The organism is Vreelandella sp. GE22 (assembly GCF_968212445.1).
On record NZ_OZ309110.1, the window covers coordinates 794,296 to 816,137 of the forward strand.

At 57.1% G+C, this 21,842-nt stretch carries 17 protein-coding genes; 13 read left to right on the plus strand and 4 right to left on the minus strand.

The window, feature by feature from the left end:
* Positions 1-67: 67 nt before the first annotated feature.
* Entirely contained in the window at positions 68-835 is a 768-nt protein-coding gene (locus tag ACWHRL_RS03815) for an ATP-binding cassette domain-containing protein (RefSeq protein WP_447895296.1), read from the minus strand.
* A gap of 163 nt (positions 836-998) precedes the next feature.
* Between ACWHRL_RS03815 and fhuB the strand changes: the two genes are divergently transcribed.
* Complete coding sequence (fhuB, locus tag ACWHRL_RS03820; RefSeq protein WP_447895297.1) at positions 999-2,978, plus strand: Fe(3+)-hydroxamate ABC transporter permease FhuB; 1,980 nt, start codon at positions 999-1,001, stop codon at positions 2,976-2,978.
* A 148-nt stretch (positions 2,979-3,126) separates the two neighbouring features.
* On the opposite strand, the gene ltaE is transcribed toward fhuB, so the two are convergent.
* A complete protein-coding gene (ltaE, locus tag ACWHRL_RS03825) occupies positions 3,127-4,131 on the minus strand; it encodes a low-specificity L-threonine aldolase (RefSeq protein WP_447895298.1) in 1,005 nt (334 codons plus the stop codon).
* 88 nt (positions 4,132-4,219) lie between these two features.
* On the opposite strand from ltaE, the gene ACWHRL_RS03830 reads away from it, so the two are divergent.
* A complete protein-coding gene (locus ACWHRL_RS03830) occupies positions 4,220-5,473 on the plus strand; it encodes an NAD(P)/FAD-dependent oxidoreductase (protein ID WP_447895299.1) in 1,254 nt (417 codons plus the stop codon).
* 95 nt (positions 5,474-5,568) lie between these two features.
* Here ACWHRL_RS03830 and ACWHRL_RS03835 read toward each other — a convergent pair whose 3' ends face one another.
* Together ACWHRL_RS03835 and ACWHRL_RS03840 are read right to left on the minus strand one after the other, a co-directional pair.
* Positions 5,569-6,330: a M48 family metalloprotease gene (locus tag ACWHRL_RS03835; protein WP_447527958.1), complete on the minus strand. Its 762-nt coding sequence runs from the start codon at positions 6,328-6,330 to the stop codon at positions 5,569-5,571.
* A 710-nt stretch (positions 6,331-7,040) separates the two neighbouring features.
* Positions 7,041-7,181, minus strand: coding sequence for a hypothetical protein (locus ACWHRL_RS03840; protein ID WP_447527959.1), 141 nt, complete (start codon positions 7,179-7,181; stop codon positions 7,041-7,043).
* A 224-nt stretch (positions 7,182-7,405) separates the two neighbouring features.
* Between ACWHRL_RS03840 and ACWHRL_RS03845 the strand changes: the two genes are divergently transcribed.
* From ACWHRL_RS03845 to ACWHRL_RS03895, 11 genes are all read left to right on the plus strand, one after another.
* The gene (locus ACWHRL_RS03845) at positions 7,406-9,118 is read left to right on the plus strand and encodes a thiamine pyrophosphate-dependent enzyme (protein ID WP_447895300.1); all 1,713 of its coding nucleotides are present in this window, start codon (positions 7,406-7,408) and stop codon (positions 9,116-9,118) included.
* A gap of 580 nt (positions 9,119-9,698) precedes the next feature.
* Entirely contained in the window at positions 9,699-10,754 is a 1,056-nt protein-coding gene (locus ACWHRL_RS03850) for an ABC transporter substrate-binding protein (RefSeq protein WP_447895301.1), read from the plus strand.
* A gap of 136 nt (positions 10,755-10,890) precedes the next feature.
* A complete protein-coding gene (locus tag ACWHRL_RS03855) occupies positions 10,891-11,325 on the plus strand; it encodes a tripartite tricarboxylate transporter TctB family protein (protein ID WP_447895302.1) in 435 nt (144 codons plus the stop codon).
* 15 nt (positions 11,326-11,340) lie between these two features.
* Positions 11,341-12,903 (plus strand): tripartite tricarboxylate transporter permease, encoded by a 1,563-nt coding sequence (locus ACWHRL_RS03860; protein ID WP_447895303.1) that lies wholly within the window; start codon positions 11,341-11,343, stop codon positions 12,901-12,903.
* Positions 12,884-14,452, plus strand: coding sequence for a galactarate dehydratase (gene garD, locus ACWHRL_RS03865; protein WP_447895304.1), 1,569 nt, complete (start codon positions 12,884-12,886; stop codon positions 14,450-14,452). The genes ACWHRL_RS03860 and garD overlap by 20 nt, the downstream gene beginning before the upstream one ends.
* A 46-nt stretch (positions 14,453-14,498) precedes the next feature.
* Entirely contained in the window at positions 14,499-15,824 is a 1,326-nt protein-coding gene (locus tag ACWHRL_RS03870; protein WP_447895305.1) for an enolase C-terminal domain-like protein, read from the plus strand.
* Positions 15,825-16,164: 340 nt separating this feature from the next.
* On the plus strand, positions 16,165-17,139 hold the full coding sequence (locus tag ACWHRL_RS03875) for a Bug family tripartite tricarboxylate transporter substrate binding protein (RefSeq protein ID WP_447895306.1): 975 nt from the start codon (positions 16,165-16,167) through the stop codon (positions 17,137-17,139).
* A gap of 83 nt (positions 17,140-17,222) precedes the next feature.
* Positions 17,223-17,669, plus strand: a complete 447-nt coding sequence (locus ACWHRL_RS03880) for a tripartite tricarboxylate transporter TctB family protein (protein WP_447895307.1) — start codon at positions 17,223-17,225, stop codon at positions 17,667-17,669.
* 59 nt (positions 17,670-17,728) lie between these two features.
* A complete protein-coding gene (locus ACWHRL_RS03885) occupies positions 17,729-19,177 on the plus strand; it encodes a tripartite tricarboxylate transporter permease (RefSeq protein WP_447896144.1) in 1,449 nt (482 codons plus the stop codon).
* Positions 19,178-19,429: 252 nt separating this feature from the next.
* The gene (gene kdgD, locus ACWHRL_RS03890) at positions 19,430-20,347 is read left to right on the plus strand and encodes a 5-dehydro-4-deoxyglucarate dehydratase (protein ID WP_447895308.1); all 918 of its coding nucleotides are present in this window, start codon (positions 19,430-19,432) and stop codon (positions 20,345-20,347) included.
* A 103-nt stretch (positions 20,348-20,450) separates the two neighbouring features.
* On the plus strand, positions 20,451-21,791 hold the full coding sequence (locus ACWHRL_RS03895; RefSeq protein ID WP_447895309.1) for an enolase C-terminal domain-like protein: 1,341 nt from the start codon (positions 20,451-20,453) through the stop codon (positions 21,789-21,791).
* The last annotated feature ends 51 nt before the right edge of the window (positions 21,792-21,842 follow it).

Below are 21,842 nucleotides of genomic sequence, written 5' to 3' on the forward strand. Positions count from 1 at the left end.
TTCTACATTGATCAGATTAGTCGATAATGGTTATCAATTAAACCCGTAGGCCGATCACTTTGCGTACTTACTGGGCCACGGCAATGGAGTGGTGGCCGCTGGGGTGGTCGATGACCTGCATGGGCAATCCGTAAATCGCCTCCAGGGTAGGCGCGTGCATCAGCTCCCCGGGCGTGCCCTGGGCCAGCAGACGGCCGCTGTGCAGCGCGATCAGTTCGTCACAGTAGCGCGAGGCCATGTTGATATCGTGCAGTACGATGATCACGCCCAGATCGAGCTCGTCGCAGAGCTTGCGCACCAGCGCCAGCACCTCGACCTGATGGGCGATGTCCAGCGCGGCTAGCGGCTCGTCCAGCAGCAAAAACCGGCTGCCCTGGGCGAGCAGCATGGCAAGCCACACCCGCTGGCGCTCGCCGCCGGAGAGCGTATCGACCAGCCGGTCAGCGAAGGCCTCGATATGGGTCAGGCGAATGGCGCGCTCGATCGCGGCTTTATCTTTTTGGGTATGGCGGCCCAAAAGCCCGTGCCAGGGGTAGCGGCCAAAGCCGATCAGCTCGCGGCTGGTCAGGTTCTCCGCGCGGGGTAACTGTTGGGGCAGGTAGGCCACCTGACGGGCGAACTCGCGGTGGCCCCACTGGGAAAGTGGGCGCTGGTCGAAGTGGATGGCGCCTTCGGTGAGTGGCTGCTGCTGCGCGAGCAGCTTGATCAGCGTCGATTTACCCGAGCCGTTATGGCCGATCAGACCGACGACCTTGCCCTGCTCGAAGGTGTGCTCGATGGCGTGAAGCAAAGGCTTGCCGGCAATGGTAAAGCTTGCGTTCAAGACCTCGAACATGCACGGCTCCCGTGGTTTGGCGAATTGATCGTCCAATTGTAGTGTTAATACTTATCATTTAGAATCCTGCGCTTGAATTATTTTCTCTCACTTCTTGCCGACCGGGCTGCTCCATGACAACGCTTGCTCCTGTATTGACTGCTCTTTTAGGCGTTGGGTCGGCATGTCACTAAAACTTCGCGTCACCCCCTTTACCACCTGTGTCTTGCTCGGCCTTCCGCTGCTTTTGCTGCTGGCACTGGCTTTGGCGGAGCAGGGCGGTGTTGCCAACAGTGTTAGCGGGCTTTTTAGCCCGGATTTTGCCAGCGCCGAGGCACTGCTGCTCCATTTTACCTGGTGGCCGCGGTTTTTGATGGCGCTACTGGCCGGCGGCGCATTGGCCCTTGCCGGGGTGTTGATGCAGCAGGTGTTGCGTAATCCGCTGGCCTCGCCCACCACCCTGGGGGTCGCCTCGGGTGCCAATCTCGGCCTGATGATGGCGACGCTGCTGGCCCCCGGGTTTTTGGCTTACGGGCGCGAGTGGGTGGCGCTTGGCGGCGGCGCAGCCGCCATGGCGCTGGTGTTCGGGCTTGCCTGGAAGCGCCGGCTGGCGCCGGTTGTGGTGGTGCTGGCAGGGCTTGTGGTCAACCTTTACCTTGGGGCACTGGCCACCGCACTTTTACTGTTCAACCACGAAACCCTGGCGGGGCTTTTGATCTGGAGCGCGGGGTCGCTGGCGCAAAACGGCTGGGAGGGTGTGGCCACGCTTTCGCTTAGGCTTTTGCTGAGCGGGGTGGCCGCCGTGCTACTGATCCGCCCACTGGCGGTGTTGGAGCTCGACGACGCCAGCGCCAAAAGCCTTGGGCTTTCGCTTAAATATCTGCGCCTGACCGGGCTGGGGCTGGCCGTTTTCATCACTGCAAGCGTGGTTAGCGTGGTAGGGATAGTGGGCTTTATCGGCCTGGCGGCGCCGAACATCGTACGCATGGCCGGGGCGCGGCGGCTGGGGGCGCGCATGCTCTACTCGGTGGTGCTGGGCGCGGTGCTGCTCGCCACCACCGACTTGTTGCTGCAACGCTTCTCCGGCCAGCTTGCCACGCTGCTGCCGACCGGGGCGATTACTGGCGCCCTGGGCGCGCCGCTACTGCTTTGGCTGATCCCGCGCTTGAAGCTGCAAAGCGATCAGCCCCCGCAGGCCACGGGGGTGACCATGCTTCGCCATTCGGCACCCGGGCGGCGGGCCCTGTGGCTGCTGCTTTTGCTGGCGGGCGCGGCTTTGCTGGGGCTAACGGTCGGCCAAAGCGGCCACGGGCTCAACCTGGTGTCGCCCTTCGACGCGGCAGTGATGGAGTGGCGCGCGCCCCGCGTGATGGCCGCGGCGGCTAGCGGTTTGATGCTGGCGGTGGCGGGCACCCTTTTGCAGCGTCTTTCGGCCAACCCCATGGCAAGCCCCGAGGTGCTGGGTATCAGTGGGGGCTGCGCCATTGCGCTGATTCTGGGCATCTACTGGCTGCCCACGCCGGGGAGCGCTCAGTTGGTGGGGGTGGGGACGTTAGGCGCGCTGGCGACCCTGGCGCTTCTGGTCGTGCTCAACAAGAGAAGCGGCTTTCTGCCCGAGCGTCTGCTGCTGAGCGGCGTGGCGGTCAGCGCTCTGTTCGATGCGGTGCGTGGCGTGATTTTGGCCGGAGGCGACCCGCGCGGCCAGCAGGTGATCGCCTGGCTTGCCGGCTCGACCTACTACGTGGATATTCAAAGCGCGCTTTTGGTGGGGGTCGCCGCCGCCGGGCTGCTTCTCTTGGCGCTGCCCTTTACCCGTTGGCTGGATATTCTACCGCTGGGGGCGGCCACCGCGCGGGGGCTGGGCATCGGCTTGAACCGGGCCCGGCTGGCCTTGCTGTTACTGGTGGCGGTGCTGACCGCCTGCGCTACCCTGGTCGTTGGCCCGCTTTCGTTCATAGGGCTTTTAGCACCGCACATGGCACGCCTGGCCGGTTTCTCCCGCGCCTGGTGGCATCTTTTGGGCGCGGGGCTGATCGGTATGCTGCTGATGGTGCTGGCGGATTTGATCGGCCGCCAGGTGATGTTTCCCTACGACATTCCAGCGGGCCTGGTCGCCTCGCTCATCGGTGGCGCCTATTTCATGTGGGGGCTGCGCCGCCTGTAGGCCGGCTTAGGCTCTGTCTGAAAAGTGTCTGCGCTCGACAATACGGCGTTAAAAATTGGCTCAAAATACTCATTTACACATGTAAACTCCGTTTTTTCGCCAATTTTTGCCTTGTCTTGTCTTCGCTCGTCGACTTTTCAGACGGACCCTAGCGGTCGAAATACGCCTGCATCACCTCGAGCACGCGCTCGATATCGTCGTCGCTAATGTCGCGGTGTACGACAAAGCGCGTGGCGTAAACCAGGTCGAGCAAAATGTCGTGTTCCTCGAGCCACTTGGCCAGCCCCTCGACATGGCCTTCATCGACCTGGGCGAACACCATGTTGGTCGCCTGGGAGGTCACCGTAATGCCGGGTAGCGCGGCCAGCCCTTCGCCCAGGCGTGCGGCCCGGCGGTGGTCGTCGGCCAAATCCGCCACGTGGTGGTCTAGCGCGTGCTGGCAGCCGGCGGCAATGATACCCGCCTGGCGCATACCGCCGCCCACCACCTTACGCCAGCGCCGGGCTTTATCGATCAGCGCGTGGGAGCCGACCAGTGCCGAGCCGATCGGCGCGCCCAACCCTTTGGAAAAGCACAGCGACACGCTATCGAAGGGTGCGCAAAGTTTTTCGAGCGAGGTGTCCGTGGCCACCGCGGCGTTGAACAGGCGCGCGCCATCCAGGTGGGTGGCCAGGCCGTGTTCGCGGGCAAGTGCGGTGGCGCGCTGGATGTATTCGAAAGGCAGCACCTTACCGCCGATGGTATTTTCGAGCGCCAACAAGCGCGTGCGCGCGAAGTGAATATCGTCGGCCTTGACCGCAGCGGCTATTTTCTCCAGCGGCAAGCTGCCATCCGGCGCGTTTTCGATGGGCTGGGGCTGAATGCTGCCCAGCACCGCAGCGCCGCCGCCTTCATAGCGGTAGGTGTGGGCATTTTGTCCCACGATGTATTCGTCGCCGCGCTCGCAGTGGGCCATAAGGCCGACCAGGTTACTCTGCGTGCCGCTGGGGAAGAGTAGGGCCGCTTCCTTGCCGGTACGCTGGGCAAGATGGCGCTGGAAGGCGTTGACGGTGGGGTCGTCGCCCCAGACGTCGTCGCCCACCGGGGCGGCCAGCATCGCCTCGCGCATGGCGCTGCTCGGGCGCGTGACGGTATCGCTTCGTAAATCAATCATGCCAGGCTCCTCTACTTTTCATGCGGCGTAAGGACAATTCTTTGTCCAGACACTATGGTTAACAGGACAACCTTGAGAAGGCAATTAAATGGATCTTAAAAGCGGTTATCCGTTCTGGGCGGTAAAAAATGGCCTGCTTGTTTCCTTTCCCCAACTGGACCACGACCATACCTGCGACGTCGTTGTCATCGGCGGTGGCATTACCGGCGCGCTGATCGCCGATGAGCTTAGCCAGCACGGCCACCACGTGGTCGTCTTCGAGCGTCGCGATATCGGCTGGGGCAGCTCCGCGGCGAGCACCGCGCTTTTGCAGTATGAAATCGATACCCACATGGTGGAGCTTGCCAAACGGTATGACGAGCCCCATGCGGTGATGGCCTATCAAGGCTGCGGCGAGGCGATTTTATCGCTCGAGCGGCTGGCCGGTGAGCTGAGCAATGTCTCCTTCGAGCGCCAGGAAAGCCTCTACTACGCCTCGAGTGAAGACGATGTCGACGCCTTGAAAGCCGAGTACGCGCTGCGTGACAAGCACGGCTTCGACATGGAGTGGCTGGATCGCGAGGCGCTTTATGAGCGCTACGCTATCGATGCACCCTGCGCGATTCTTTCGAAGCTCGCTGCGAGCCTGGACCCTTACCTGATGGCGTACCGGCTTTTCGAGCGTGTCCAACGCCAGGGCGGCGAGGTATTCGATCGTACCGAAGTGGCGAGTCTTTCGCCCGATGAGCAGGGGGTGGTGGTTACCTTGAAAAATGCTGCCCGGGTGCGCGCTAAAAAGGTGATCATAGCGGCGGGCTACGAATCACAGCGCTGGCTCGACAAGCCGGTGGCGAAAAACCGCAGCAGCTACGCCTTCGTGACCGACCCCATTGCGCCACAGGTGCTGGGCAAGCTTCGCCATACCCTGGTGTGGGAGTCTGCCAGGCCCTATCTCTATATGCGTTCCACCGATGAAGGGCGGCTTTTGGTCGGCGGTGATGACGACGACAACGACGTGCCCAAGCGCCGCGACGAACGCGTGATGGAAAAAGCCCATGGGCTCGCCCACAAGGTCGAGTCGCTTTGGCCTGGGCTTGCGATCAACCCAACCTTCTGCTGGGCCGGTACCTTCGCCGAGACCGACGACGGGCTGCCGTATTTTGGCCCCGTCGAACGCTGGGGGCCGCACGTGCATTTCGCGCTGGCCTACGGCGGCAACGGTATCACCTATTCGATGATGGGCGCACCGCTGCTGCGCGCTCTGATCGAGGGATCCACCCACCCGCTGGCCGCCTTCTTTTCTTTCGAGCGGCGGTTAAGCGAGCCTGCTGATGAACACGACCCCGTACCTTCTCACGCATGAGAAGCGGCTCGCATGGGCTTTACCGAGCAGGAAAACGTGACGAGGCGTGAAAAGGCGTCTACCCGAATGACGGGTAGACGCCTTGGGCGGGGCGATTAATTGAGCGAGTTGGATAGCCGGCTGGCCCGATCACCCGGCGCCGGGTGGCTGGAGAAGAAGCTGCTGTTATTACCGTATTGCGCTTCCATTTTGCGCAGCGCAGAGACCGATGCCTCGGCATTCAGGTTTTGGCTCTGCAGCATTTGCAGGGCGTAATCGTCGGCTTCGTTCTCCTGGCTTTGCGAGAACTGGGCATTGATGAGTTCTTCGCCCAGATCACCAAGCTCCGAGGAGGAAAGTACCGCTGCGGTAGAGCTACCGCTTGAAACGGCGGCTTCACGGGCAGCAGAGGCGGCGTAGGCCACCTGGAAGGCTTTTTTGGAATGACCCAGTGCGACGTGGCCGATCTCGTGGGCGATGACGTAGCGAACTTCGTCATCGTTCATTTCATCCATCAGCCCGCTATAGAGGCGGATAGAGCCGTTCGGCACCGCGAAAGCGTTCATTTCGGATTGCTGATAAACGTTGAAGTCTAACTGGTGGCCTTCCACTTCTTCCCAGCCTTGGGTCAAGCGCTGCAGGCGGGTAGCGTATTGACTATTGGTGTCCACCAACTGACTTTCGGCGTCCAGCTGGGCAATGGTTTGATCACCGATCTGTTGGATTTGCTGATCGGACATCATGGCGGCGCCGGCCATATTGGTGCCCGCTGACATCAGGCCCCCCAGGTCTGCACCAGATTGACAGCCGCTCATCGCCAATACGGCGCTCAAGGTTAATGCGTAGCGGGTTTTCGATCCTAAAAACGGGGTCTGCATTGTCAGTTCCTTAATGAATGAGCTTGTTTAAACACTTTTTGAATTAATAAAGCCTGTTCGAGGCTAACTAATATTAACCGAGAATGTATAGGAGGACCACCCATTTTAAAAACGCGCTAAGCCGCGATGAAGCTTTATAGGTTTTTATGAGAAAGCGTCAGAACGGCGCTAAAGAGAGTAGGCTAACATGTAGTGAGTGCTGTAGCAGGTTTGGTAAAAAAGGCACTTTATTGGCGATTTTTATCGGCATTTTAGCCATTTTTATACGTAAATTATTGTAAAATAAACTTTATTTTATTTTCTTGAATCACCGGCTAAGTGCTTTCATGTATTCAAGTGTAGGGTCTGAATAAACAGGCAGTGCCCGCATCGCTTTGGCGGTCTATAAGGCTGTTTATAAAAACAGAGACAAAAGAAGACGCCTTGTAAGCAAATGCTTACAAGGCGGGGTACATTACGCTAACGTTTTAGCGAAGCTTCTTTAATGAAGTTTTTGGTTTTGACGCCAATGGTGAATGACCTTTTGCCGAAGCGGCGGGAAAAGCAGGATGTGGTATTACGATCGAGTGCTGGGTCTGTCTGAAAAGTCGACGAGCGAAGACAAGACAAGGCAAAAATTGGCGAAAAAACGGAGTTTACATATGTAAATGAGTATTTTGAGCCAATTTTTAACGCCGTATTGTCGAGCGCAGGCACTTTTCAGACAGAGCCTAGCCCAACCCCTTGGAGCTGCTTAATTGGTCGGTATATTCGGCAATTCCTTCGCTGGCGGCGTACTGCCAGACTGCCTGTGCTTGCCAAAAAGCGAGTACTTCCTGATCAAGGCAAGCACCGGATGTCGATAAGCTCATGTTGAATCCTCTGCAGGTTATACCACCAGGCTTTGCCCTAAAAGCTGGCACTGACTCAGTGCAAGCCAACGTCACCGCGGTTTTGAACCCTTAACCGTGGCCATAGACGCTTAGTATAGCAGCTTTGTTGCATTGCAGCATAAAGAGAACGTCCGTGCGTTCGGCAAAACCCCGGTTCAGGGCTAAGCTAAGAGACCACATCAACGCTGTGAAGGGAGTCGCCCATGAGTTCGAATGTCGCCGAGATACTGGTCAATACGCTGCAAAACGCCGGTGCCAAGCGCTGTTACGGCGTCGTGGGGGACTCGCTCAACCACTTCACCGATGCGCTCCGACAAAGCGACATCGAGTGGATCGGCGTGCGCCATGAGGAAGTGGGGGGCTTTGCCGCCGGCGGCGAGGCGTACATGACCGGCGAGCTCGCGCTTTGCGCCGGCTCCTGCGGGCCAGGCAGCCTGCACTTCGTTAACGGGCTTTTCGACGCCCACCGCAACAACGCGCCGGTGGTGCTGATCGCAAGCCACATTGCGCTGGGCGAAATCGGCAGCCAGTTCCCCCAGGAAGTGGATCAAACCCACATCTTCAAGCAGTGCAGCGTGTTCTGCGAAACCGTGGTGTCCGCCGAACAGGCCGGGCGCATGGCGGCCATGGCTGCGCAGGCGGCCATTAGTAAGCGCGGCGTAGCGGTGCTGATCGTTCCTGGCGACGTCATGACGCAACAGCCCGCCGGCGAATTGAGCTTTAAAACGCACACCTTCGACTACTCGATTCGCCCCAGCGCCGAGGCGCTCGTGCCCGCCGTTCAAGAGCTCAATAAAGGCGGCAAGATCACGATTTTTGCCGGCGCCGGCTGCGAGGATGCCCGCGAGCAGGTCATCGCCTTGGCCGAAAAGCTTCAAGCGCCCATCGCCTGGACCTCTCGGGCCAAGAACTACATCGAGTACGACAACCCCTACCAGGTCGGGATGACCGGTGTGTACGGGCTGGAAGGGGGCTACCACGCGGTGGCGGAGTGCGACACGCTGCTGCTGCTCGGGTGCAGCTTCGCCTTCGCCCAGTTCTACCCGGAAGGCGCGCGCATCATTCAGGTCGATCACGAGCCCACCCAGATTGGCAAGCGCTACCCGGTGGATGTCGGTATCGTTGGCAGTATTGCCGAAACCTGCGAGGCGCTAAACCAGACCGTTCAGCCCAATAGTCATTCCGCTTGGCTCGACAAGTGCTTGAAGCGCTACAAGAAGTCTCTAGAAAAGTCGGCCCACGACACCAAGGACGATAAGACGGTTCACCCGCAAGAGCTGACCCTGGCCATCGACCGCTTAAGCGATGAGAATGCGATGTTCACTGCCGACACGGGCAGTGTGAATGTCTGGATGCTGCGCCACATCCATACTTCAAAAGAGCGGCGTACGCTTTCGAGCCTGCAACACGGCACCATGGCCAATGCCTATCCGCAGGCGCTGGGGATTCAACTGGCTTATCCGGATCGCCAGGTCATCGCCATGTGTGGCGACGGCGGCCTTTCGATGCTGATGGGCGACTTGCTTACGCTGGTCCAGCGCAAAATCCCGCTCAAGATCGTGGTCTACAACAACCAGTCGCTGAGCTTCGTCGAACTGGAGCAGAAGGTCGAAGGGATGCTGGACGCCTACACCGAGCTTCAAAATCCTAACTTTGGCGAAGTGGCCAGTGCCGTTGGGCTTTGGGGTAAACGCGTGGAGCGCGAGGACGAGCTGGAGGGCGCGATCACCGAGTGGCTCAACCAACCCGGGCCCGCGCTTTTGGATGTCATGACCAACCCGATGGAGCTGGTCATGCCGCCCAAGGTAGCGGCGGGGCAGGTGGGCGCGACCGCCCTCTACTCGGCCAAGGCTGTGCTGAGCGGGCGCATGGACGAGGTCGTGCATCTGGTGAAGAGCAACTTTTTGAAACGCTAGCCTAAAAGATGCGCTCAGCCCGGTGCGCGCGCAAGGTGAGCGCCGGGCTGCCCACGCCCTGGAATGCCTGATCAAAAGATGAAACGCTGCGGCTGCGCATGCTCTCTCATTTCCGACGGGGGGATTTTTATGGGGCTTTCGCGTTGCCAAAGTGTTTGTTATTAGGCTAGGTCACAGTGCATCGCCGCTAAAAGGGGACGCTAGCGGTAAGCCTATAGCGTCCCAAAGAGGCTACCGCTGTAGCCCTTTTCAAATTAAGTATTGGATGGATTCAGCGCTTTCCCCTTGACCTGCCTTGTGTTTTTCAAAAAGTACGCTTTTGCGTTTTATAACTTAAAAGCGTGGCCTAATGTAGAAAGACTTCTTTGTCCGTTTAAACTTTGGTCTTGCTTTAGTGGTTTTAGCTTGCCGTATCCCATGCTTAACCATAATCTTTCATTTGTATGATGTATTATTATTCATTCCTTGAATGGTACATCGAGTGCGCCCAATGATCGGCTGAAGCCTTGAAGTGTCGCTAAACAAAACGTAACGGCCTTCAAAGCGTAGAAAACCAATAATCAACGCAAAAGGTAAGCTTATGTTGCTATCCAAAAAGACATTCATGCGTGCAAGCGTCGCTGCGGCCATGGTGGGCCTTACCCTCAATGCTGGCTTTGCCATGGCCCAGGACGCCGAGCTTCGAGGCAACGTCCGCGTCGTGATCGGTTCGACCTCGACCGGCGGCGATACCTACCAAAATGCCAGTATTGTGGTAGACCGGTTGGCCGAGCATCTTGGCGTGAACATGAAAGTGGATGCGGTCGGCGCAAGCTCGGCGTTTCGCACCCTGGATAGGGACTCTCGGGGTAACACCCTGATGATCTTTCACGATCAGTCTTACCTTGGCTACCTGTATGGCGTTCAGGGATACGACGATATTTTCGAGAAATACACCATTGGGCCGACCATTGCCATCAACCCCGGCAACGCCTACCTGGTGCCCATGGATTCACCCTACCAGACGCTCGATGACATCATCGAAGCCGTAGGCAGTGGTGAAACCGTTCGCGTCTCCATTCAGCCCGGCGGCGTCTCCGAAATCGGCTACAGCGCGCTCAAAAACGCGATTGCCATCGAACATCCTGGTCAGGAAGAGAACCTGGTCGCGATCAATACCGGCTCCCAGTCCGACAAAAACCAGCAACTGTTCGACGGCCAGGCCGATGTCATCAACGGCAGCGTTCAGGCCAACGAGCAGTACACGCGCCTGCCCGAGAGCGACCAGAAAGCCATGCGCTTCATCTGGCTGACGGCGCGCCAGGATACGATCGAACAGGCGCCGGAAGAGGGGCTTGGTCAAACCACCCGCGAGCAGCTCCTTGAATACGTCGAACCCAACGTGAACGTCACCATGGGCGATGACCAGAGCTTTACCTTCGATAAAGAGTTCTTCTTCCTTTACAACAAGGACATGGATCAAGGCATCATCGACCAGATCGACGAGGCGCTTGCCGAGATCTATGACGAAGGCGACATTCAACAGGCACAGCTCGATGCGTTCTTCATCCCCGACTTCAAGCCTTCTGCAGAGGCGTCGGAGTACCTGCAAGAGAAAATGACCCGCTACGAAGAGATCATCAGCAATATCAATTAAGAACAACGTCGACTAAGCGGTCAGGCGCTGGCGGCGAGCTGCCGTCAGCTTCTCCTTTCCTTTCCCCGAGCAAGCACACCGACGCGCTCACCGCCGCTGTCGGTGTGTGCGCCGAGTTCATACGTCTGGAGCAGATATGGCGTCAGATCTGTTGAGTGTTTCGATCGATTTCGAAACATCGCACTTATATTTTCCGACTCTCGTTCACTGGATTTTGGGCATTCTGTTTGCCGTGATTCTAGTCACCCGAGTGGTGCCCTTCATGGCGGCGGTCAAGCGCGGGGAGCGTACGCTGCCAATCCTTGGTGAGTCGCGGGATAACGGACGCTTTTTTGGCACCTTCGCGCTGATCATCGCCTACTTCTACCTGATGGACGTGGTCGGCAACCTGTTTCCGTATACGGGCTACGGCTTTCTGTTCGTTTCGATGGCGTTCGTGCTGCTCATGTCGCTGCTTTATCTGCATAAGTGGACCCAAAAAGCCCTCATCATTGCCGCCGTCAATGCCGTCGTCGCGCCTACGCTGGTTTGGTTCGTACTCGCCAAGCTTTTTACTATCACCTTGCCGTGACCCGAAGGTAGCGCCATGGAATTTCTCTCGTTCCTCGATCTCTCTTTCTTTTTACTCGTTGGCTTTGGCACCCTGGTCGGTATCATTTTTGGGGCGATCCCCGGTATGACGGCGACCATGGCCGTGGCCGTTTGTCTCCCGCTGACCTACGCGCTGGGCTTGAACCACGGTCTGGCGCTTCTGCTGGGGCTTTATGTCGGCGGTATATCCGGCGGGATGGTGCCGGCGGTGCTTTTGAATATACCCGGCACACCCTCATCGATTACCACCACCTTTGACGGCTACCCCATGGCCCAGAAAGGCGAGGGCGAAAAGGCGCTGCGCATCTGCGTGATCGCATCGCTGGTGGGGGGGTTGGTGAGCGCTGCGGTGCTCTTTTTGTTTGCGCCTTTGCTTGCGGATTTCTCGATCAAATTCTCCTACGTTGAGAAGTTTCTGATCATCTTGCTGGCGCTCTCCGTGATTGCCTCACTTTCCAACAGTATGTTGATCGGCATTTTCAGCGGCGTGATCGGCGTCTGGCTGAGCCTGATCGGCGATTACAGTATCTCGGACGGCGGCAACGGCCATACCCGGCTGATGTTCGATTTCATGGAGCCGTACCTGTTCGAGGGCTTCTCGTTACTGCCGGTACTCATCGGTATTTTCGGGATCTCGACCATTTTGCTTGAAGCCGAAAAAGGCGTTAAGCGGGACGTTGCCGGCGAGCGCGTCAAGATTGGTAAGGAGAGTGCTTTTTCGCTGTCGGTGTTCAAGGGCAGCCTGACCAACCTCACACGCTCCTCGTTTATCGGCACCTTCGTGGGCATGCTACCAGGCGTTGGGGGAAGTGCTGCCTCGGTACTGGCCTACACCCAGGAAAAGAACCTGGCGCGGGACTCTTCGCAAATGGGTAAAGGGGCGCCCCAGGGCTTGATCTCTTCAGAATCAGCAAACAATGCGTTAACCGGCGGCGCGCTCATCCCGCTTCTGTCGCTGGGTATTCCAGGCGACTCGACCACTGCCGTTTTGATCGGCGCCTTTACGCTGCAGGGTATTCAGGTAGGGCCGCTATTCATTCCGGAAAACCACGACACCTGGTACGTCATGATGGTCGCGCTGGTGCTGGCCAACTTCGTGATGTTTTTCTTGATGTTCTTTGCCATCAAGCATATCGCCAAGGTGGTCATGGTGCCCAAGCATATTCTTTACCCGCTCATCGTGATGATGTGCGTGGTCGGGGCGTATGCCATCAACTACGGCATCATGTTCGATGTCTGGACACTGCTGATCTTTGGCGTGTTGGGCTACTTGATTCAAAAAATCGGCCTCGAAGTCGCGCCGCTGATCATCGGGTTCATTCTGGGTAGCCAAGCGGAGGTCTATTTCGTCAAAAGCCTCGAATCCTTCGGCACCTATAGCATCTTCTTTACCAAAAGCCCGATCGCGATGGTGCTTTGGGCGCTGATTGCCGCGTCCGTGGTCTTTGCCATCGCCATGGGGTTCAAGTCGCGTGCCCGGCAGAAGATGGCGCTGAGTCAAATGCACAATCGTTCGCACATTGCCCCAGGAAAGCCTCATGACCCAAACAACGACTAATTCGCCCGTTATTCAGGTACACCCGAACGACAACGTCGCTATCGTGATCGCGCATGGCGGGCTTGCCGAAGGGGTCAGTATCAACGACGAGTGTAAGACGTTGATGCCTATTCCCCAAGGCCACAAGGTGGCGCTGAAAGCGATTGCTCAGGACAGCCCGGTCATTCGCTACAACGAGGTGATCGGCACGGCGGTGGTGGCGATCGAACGCGGCGGCCACGTCAATGAAACCAATGTGCGCCTGCCCACGGCCCCGGGCCTGGACGAGCTACCCTTGGCCACTCGGGAGCCGCCGGCGTCCGAGCCGCTCGAGGGCTATACCTTCGAGGGGTTTCGCAACCCGGATGGCAGCGTGGGCACCAAGAACGTGCTGGGTATCACCACCAGCGTACAGTGCGTAGCGGGTACCGTGGAGTACGTGGTCGAGCGTATCAAGCGCGAGCTTTTGCCGCGCTATTCCAACGTGGACGATGTGGTCGGGCTCAACCACAGCTACGGCTGCGGCGTTGCGATCAACGCACCGGCGGCCATCGTGCCCATTCGCACGCTGAAAAATATCGCGTTGAACCCCAATTTCGGCAACGAAATCATGGTGATCGGCTTGGGCTGCGAAAAACTTCAGCCCTCGACGCTACTTGAAGACCGCCCGGTGCGGATTTATGAGAATACCGAGGCCGCCGATCCCGAGGCCAACGTCTTGAGTCTTCAGGATGAAAGCTTTGAGGGGTTTGGCGAGATGGTCGATGGCATTCTCGCCATGGCCGAGCGTCACCTCGAGCGCTTGAACAAACGCCGCCGCCAAACCTGCCCGGCATCAGATCTGGTGGTGGGCATGCAGTGTGGCGGCAGCGACGCCTTTTCTGGGGTGACGGCCAACCCGGCGGTGGGCTTTGCTACGGATTTGATCGTGCGTGCCGGTGGCAGCGTGATGTTTTCCGAGGTCACCGAGGTGCGCGACGCCATCCATCTTCTAACGCCCCGGGCGATCGATAAAACCGTTGGCCAGGCGCTGATCGACCAGATGGCCTGGTACGATGACTACCTGCTACAGGGCCAAGCCGATCGTAGCGCCAACCCGTCGCCGGGTAACAAGAAGGGCGGTTTGAGCAATGTGGTCGAAAAGGCGCTGGGCTCGGTGATCAAGTCTGGTAACTCGCCCATCGTCGACGTGATTGGTCCGGGCGAGCGGCTGCGGCGAAAAGGGCTGACCTTTGCGGCAACGCCGGCCAGCGACTTTATCTGCGGCACATTACAGTTGGCCGCGGGTATGAACCTGCAGGTGTTCACCACCGGGCGGGGCACCCCTTATGGGCTCGCCATGGTGCCGGTGCTCAAGGTGGCGACCAATTCACACCTGGCGCGGCGCTGGCACGACATTATCGATCTGGATGCGGGGCGTATCGCCACCGGCGAGGTCAGTATCGAGGATGTCGGCTGGGAGCTTTTCCACCTGATTCTGGATGTGGCCAGCGGCCGGAAACAGGCCTCGGCGGATAAGCTGGGCATCCACAACGACCTGGTACTGTTTAACCCGGCGCCGATCACCTAGATAGCGCATCGATACATTTAATCTGGTCAAAAGAGGGTCGATAGTCATGTTGCCAAAAATTACCTCAATGAAGGTCGTACCCGTCGCTGGTTACGACGGCTTTTTGCTTAACCTGAGCGGTGGCCACGCGCCCTGGTTCATTCGCTGCGTCGTGATTCTTGAAGACGACGCCGGTAACAAGGGCGTGGGTGAGATTCCTTCCAGCGAGGGTATTCTCAAAGGCCTGGAGCAGTGCCGCGATACCGTCGAAGGCTCCAGCATCAACAGCTTCAAACAGACGCTCAACAACGCCCGGGTGACACTGGCCAAAAACGGTCGCGAAGAGCGCGGACGCCAAACCTTCGATCTGCGCGTCGCGGTTCACGTCATTACGGGGCTGGAGTCGGCGCTGCTCGATCTTTATGGCCAGGCGGTAGGGCTCCCGGTGGCGGATCTTTTGGGTCAGTACGGCCGCCAGCGCGATGAGGTCGAGGCGCTGGGTTACCTGTTTTTGCTGGGCGACCCGGATAAAACCGATCTGCCCTATCCGAAGGCCACGGCGCCGGCGGATGCCTGGGACGAGGTGCGCTACCAGGAGGCGCTGACGCCGGATGCGGTCGCCAACCTGGCCAAGGCAGCTTATGAGCGTTACGGCTTCAAGGACTTCAAACTAAAGGGGGGCGTGCTGCGCGGCGAAGAAGAGGCCGACTGCATCCGCGCGCTTCACGACGCCTTCCCGGAGGCGCGGTTGACGCTGGACCCCAACGGCGCCTGGACACTCGATGAGGCGGTACGGGTTCTGGATCCCATCAAGCACCTTTTGAGCTACGCCGAAGACCCCTGCGGTCAGGAGGAGAGCTACTCCGGGCGTGAAACCATGGCCGAGTTCAAAAAGCGTACGGGCCTGCCCACCGCGACCAACATGATCGCAACGGACTTCAAACAGCTGCAGTACGCGGTTCAGCTCAACGCGGTGGATATTCCGCTGGCCGACTGCCACTTCTGGACCATGCAGGGTGCGGTCATGGTCGGTGAGCTTTGTAACGAGTGGGGGATGACCTGGGGGTCGCACAGCAACAACCACTTCGATATCTCGCTTGCCATGATGACCCACGTCGCCGCGGCGTGCCCGGGGGAGATTACTGCGATCGACACCCACTGGATCTGGCAGGACGGTCAACGCATCACCAAGGAGCCGTTCCAGATCCGCGATGGTAAGCTCGCCGTGCCGAAAACGCCGGGCTTGGGCGTCGAGCTCGATGAAGAGAAGCTGATGGAGGCACACCGTCTTTATAAGTCGCTGGCCGTCACTCAGCGCAACGATGCCATGGCGATGCAGTATCTGATCCCCGATTGGACGTTCGATCCCAAGCGCCCGGCGCTCGCTCGCTGAGTGAAATAACGCATTAGAAGTATCGCAAGAGAGCAGCCTGACAAGCAGGCTGCTTTTTTTTGCCATTCAAGGTTGTTTCGCTCATCGCGCTTATTTTCAATTCGCTGTTTTATAAAATAATTTTCTAAGTTACGAAGCGCCTCTACCCACTTTTGTTCGGGTTTTAATGCTACTTATAATTCAGGCGGAAACTGTATGGACCATGGTCGTATATTAAAACGTTGTAACCACGTCTAACTTGTAGTTGTATGATTAAATACATATTACTTTAAAAAGAGTTTTTGTCTCAAATAAACAAAAACTTAAGCGCTATTATTTTAATAAAAATGGAGCGAATACGATGAAAAAAACCAAAAAGCTACTTTTGAGCGCTACCTCACTTTGCCTGGTGATGGCGGCCAATAGTGCGTTAGCCGAGGAGTTCAGGGGGCCGGTAAGAATCGTGGTGCCGTTTGCACCGGGTGGTACCTCTGACATTCTCGCCCGCTATATAGCCCCGGAACTGTCTGACGCTATCGGCCAACCCGTGATCGTAGAAAACAAGGCAGGCGCGGGGGGCAACATCGGCGCCGACTACGTTGCGAAAGCGACACCCAACGGGCATACACTGCTTCTTTCCGATTTAACGGCGCTTTTGGCTGCTCCCAGTGTTTTGGAAAGTGTGGCATACGATATCGAGAATGATCTGGCGCCCGTCACCATGGTGTCATACTCGCCTTACGTGTTGGGGGTGTCTCAGCGTAACGAGTTTGCTGACTTCGATGAACTACTCGAGTACTCCCGTAATAACCCCGGCGACATTTCTGTTGCCACCTCGGGAGTGGGCGCGAACAACCACATTACCACCGAGCGTTTGATTCAACATCTGGACCTGGACTGGAACGTCATCGCTTATCGCGGCGGCTCTGATGCCACCCGCGCCGTAGTCTCGGGGGAAAGCGATATGCTGATGAACGGTACGACTGCGTCACTGCCTTTCGTGCTGAGCGGCCAAATGAGTGCGTTGGCGGTGACAGGGGAAGAGCGTCTTGAAGAGCTGCCGGATATTCCGACCTTTCGAGAGCTAGGCCTTCCAGGCGAGCTGGACGGTACTTATCAGGGTATCTTGGTAACGGCCGGTAGCCCGCCCGAGGTCGTCGAGCGGCTCCAAACAGAGCTTACCGCGATTCTTGCCACAGAAGAGATCCAGTCAAGAATCGCCGAGCAGGGTGGCCAGGCCCGGCCATCCGATTCACCCGAGCAGCTTCAGGAGTGGATGGCTACGCAGAAAAGCGAGCTGGCGCGCTTCATCGAAAGCGCCGGTATCGGTCAGTAATTATCATCAATATCCATTGTGTAAAAAATACATCCTGCTCTTTGGAGCGGGATGTTACGCCCTGATGATAAGAGATAGGCATCATGCGAGTAATAACCAATAGAGATTTTCTTGCAGGATTAATGTGTCTCATCGTATCGATGCTGGTGCTTTGGCAGGCACAGGACTACAGCATGGGAACACTACGTAATATGGGGCCGGGTTATTTACCACGCTTTCTAGGCTTTTCGCTCGGCTTTCTTGGACTAGTGACCATGGGTTTCTCAGCAAGGACTGCCAGCGAGTTTCCCAATATCAACTATAGAGCGTTGGTTTGTATCACGGTCGCTATTTTGGTGTTTGCTTTTTTGATGAGGCCGGCCGGTGTTTTCATCGCCACGATGGCGCTGGTATTGATATGTGGTGTAAGTGAGAAAACGTTCAGGCCCGTCAGGCTGTTTTTAATCGGCATAACGCTTTGTTTGATGTCGTATGTCGTTTTCATTGTTGGTCTTAATATGCCGATCCGCCTTTTTCCCTGGAGTTTCTAATGGAAATTTTAAATAATTTGGCGCTTGGTATATCCGTTGCTTTTACGCTCGAAAATCTCATGTACTGCGCCCTGGGGGTCACGGTAGGTATGTTCATCGGGGTCATTCCCGGTGTAGGGCACCTGGCGGCGATCTCCATGCTGCTCCCCTTGACCTATTACGTACCGGCCACCACGGCGCTGGTCATGTTGGCGGGTATCTATTATGGCGCCCAATACGGTGGCTCTACGGCGGCCATACTGCTGAACTTGCCCGGCACGCCTTCTTCCTCGGTCGTTTGCCTCGATGGTTACCCCATGGCCAAACAGGGGCGAGCCGGGGTCGCCTTGTTCATGACCACGATCGCTTCCTTCGTGGGTAGTTTCATTACCGTTATCGTGCTGGCGGCCTTTGCGCCACCGCTTGCGAATTTTGCCGTGGCTTTCAACTCCGCCGACTATTTCGCCATGATGCTTTTGGGGCTCGTGGCCGCCGCTATTCTAGTACAAGGGTCGCCGGCAAAAGGACTAGCCGCGGTCGTGTTCGGGTTGATCCTGGGTGTTGTCGGTACCGATGTGAGTACGGGTATTCAGCGCTATACCTTCGGTTTAACGTTCCTTTATGACGGGCTCAACATCGTCGCGATCGCCATGGGTATTTTCGGGGTGACCGAGGTGATTGCCAACGTAGGTAAGGTGGTTCAGGTCAAAAACGATGAAAAGATTACCTTTCGGTCACTCTTGCCAACCCGGTGCGATATGAAGGAAAGCATTTTCCCCATGTTGCGAGGAACGGGTATCGGAACAGGGATCGGGATACTACCCGGCACGGGTACCTCCATCGGCTCGTTCATTGCCTACGCGTTGGAAAAAAGGATTTCGAAAAACCCGGAAAAGTTTGGCAAGGGGGCAATCGAAGGGATTACCGCCCCTGAAAGTGCCAATAACGCAGCGGCTCAATCGGCGTTTATTCCTACCCTTACGCTGGGGATACCCGGTGACGCGGTGATGGCACTCATGCTTGGTGCTCTTTTAATACACGGTATTACGCCTGGGCCTAACGTGATTTCCGATAGCCCGGATCTTTTCTGGGGGCTGGTTATCAGTTTTCTGATTGGCAACGTGCTTCTTTTGATTCTCAATATTCCCATGGTGGGGCTATGGGTAAGGCTTTTAAAAATCCCTTATCCCATTTTATATCCTGCCATCATCCTGTTTATCGTCATTGGCGTGTACAGCATCAACTACTCCGACATGGACATCATGCTGGTCGCACTGTTTGGCGTGCTTGGGTGTGTTTTCTTGTTACTGGGCTTCGAACCTGCGCCTTTATTATTAGGCTTCATTCTTGGGCCCATGATGGAAGAGAACTTTCGCCGTGCCATGCTGCTCAGCCGTGGAGACTTGATGGTCTTTTTGGAAAGGCCCGTTAGCGCCACGTTCTTTGCTCTGATAGCCGCCTTTATATGCTGGTCGATATACTCAGCGGTAAAGAAAAAGAAAATGCCTGTCGAAGAAGGTGCTAAATAAATCATTTAAATAATCAGCCTGCACTGAATGGCATTTCTGATAGTAAGACGTTAGATGAGAAGCAAGCCGTAAGGCGATATAGGTTGACGGTTAACCCTTAGCCTAAAGTCTAGAAGAATGCTTGTATGATGTATGACAATATGGCCTCATGGCTGAACGCAGTTGCCTCAATAGGCGATACACAGGTGATGAGCGTCAATCCAATCACCGCCGGCTATGGTGGCTTACCGCATAAACAAAAAGGGACTCGCAATGAATTTTTCTAAAGAATCGCTCAAGGCTTCTGTCACTGATGGCCTATTGTCATTTCCTATTACGGACTTCGACTCCGATGGTAAGTTTGATGTCGAAAGCTATCGTAAGCGGCTGTTATGGCTGAAAGAGTATGAGGTTTCTGCGCTTTTTGTTGCGGGCGGTACCGGTGAGTTTTTCAACTTGACGCTTGATGAGTACCGTCGGGTCGTCGAAGTGGCGGTGGAAACCATCGGTGGCCATGTTCCCATCATCGCCAGTGCCGGTCAGAGCGCCGAGCTTGCTCGCCAGCATGCAAAGGTCGCTCAGGACGCCGGTGCCGACGGTATTCTATTGATGCCTCCGTACCTGACGGAGTGCTCACAAGAGGGCATCGTCGATTACGCGGCCAGCGTTTGTAATTCGACCGACCTGGGCGTTATCTACTACAACCGCGCCAATGGCTATCTGAACGTCAATGCCGTCAAGTCGTTGGCAGAGCAGTGTGACAACCTGGTGGGTTTGAAAGATGGCAAGGGCGATATGCAGTCGCTCAATATCACGATCAAGACGATCGGTGATCGCCTGGCCTATGTCGGGGGCGTACCTACCGCCGAGATCATCGCGGAAGCTTACTTGGCCATTGGTGTGAGCACCTACTCCTCTGCGGTCTTCAATTTTGTACCCGACATGGCCGTCAAGTTTTACAAGGCGCTGCGTCAAGGTGACAGCGACTTTATCAGTAAGGCGACGCGTGAGTTTTTCATTCCCTTTGTCACGCTGCGAGATACCACACCGGGTTATGCCGTCAGCCTGATCAAGGCCGGCGCCGGCATCGTAGGCTACCCGGCGGGTAACGTCAGAGCGCCTTTGACCATGCCTAACGATGAGCAGGTAAGTCAGCTCAAAAAGCTGGTCGAGAATGCCAAGTCGCTCTAAAAACGGGCATGCCTTGCAAGGGAGGCGCCTTCATTTGCGGGCTTCTCTCGCGCTATTGGATAAGTAATGGTCTACGCGACGATAGACTGATGTTGAGGTGTTTATGCCAAGCCATGGTACTCCCACCATTATCGAAATGCGCGTCATCCCGGTCGCGGGTCGCGACAGCATGTTGCTCAATATCGGTGGGGCTCACTCTCCCTACTTTACTCGCAACCTGATCATCCTAAAGGACAGTGCCGGTAATGTGGGCGTGGGCGAAGCACCGGGGGGAGATACGATCCAGCAGTCTCTCGAGCAGTCCAGAGAGCGTGTGGTTGGCCAATCGATTGGCAAGCTGCGCTCAGTGGTCGCCTCTTTGAACAGTGCCGGTCAGAGCGCGGACTTCGAGGATTTCGGCAAAGGCTCCTGGACGTTCGAACTGCGCGTCAATGCGGTCGCCGCTCTTGAAGCGGCCCTGCTCGATTTGCTGGGCAAGTTTTTGGACGTACCCGTCGCCGAGCTTTTGGGAAATGGCAAACAGCGCGACAGCGTGGACGTGCTGGGTTATCTCTTCTTTATTGGTGATGGACATGCCACACCGCTGGATTTCAGGCGCGGTACTGATGGCATGAGTCACGATTGGTATCGCCAGCGCGACGAAGCGGCAATGACGCCGCGACGTATCGTCGAACTGGCCGAGGCCGCTCATGATCGCTACGGCTTCAAGGACTTCAAGCTCAAGGGCGGGGCGCTACCCGGCGAGCAGGAGATCGAAGCCGTGACGGCGCTTCATAACGCGTTTCCTGACGCGCGAACCACGATTGACCCCAATGGTGCCTGGTCCTTGCAGCAGGCTATTGCGCTTTGCAAGGACCTTCATGGCGTCATTGCGTATGCAGAAGACCCTTGTGGCGCGGAGCAGGGCTTTTCGGGGCGCGAGATTTTGGCGGAATTCCGCCATGCCACCGGGTTGCCCGTCGCGACCAACATGGTTGCCACTAACTGGCGTGAAATGGCGCACGCCTTGATGCTGCGTTCCGTGGATATTCCGCTTGCCGACCCGCATTTCTGGACCCTGTCCGGCGCGGTGCGTGTTTCGCAGCTTTGCCAGGACCACGGTATGACCTGGGGCTCCCACTCCAACAACCATTTCGATATATCGCTTGCCATGTTTGCGCAGGTGGGGGCCGCCGCAGTAGGCCGTACGACGGCGCTCGATACGCACTGGATTTGGCAGGAAGGCGATGCACGCTTGACGTGTAACCCGCCGGAAATTGCCAATGGCAAAGTGGCGGTTACCGATGCGCCCGGCCTTGGGGTGGAAATCGATATGCAAGAGGTCGAAAAAGCCCACGAGCTCTACCGCCGCTTACCGGCAGGCGGGCGCGACGATGCCACCGCCATGCAGTATTTGATCGATGGCTGGACATTCGATCCCAAGCGACCCGCGCTGGTTCGCTAAGTGGTGCTGTCCCGGGGCGTTCAAGCGTAACTCCGGGCTTCTAAATCCGAG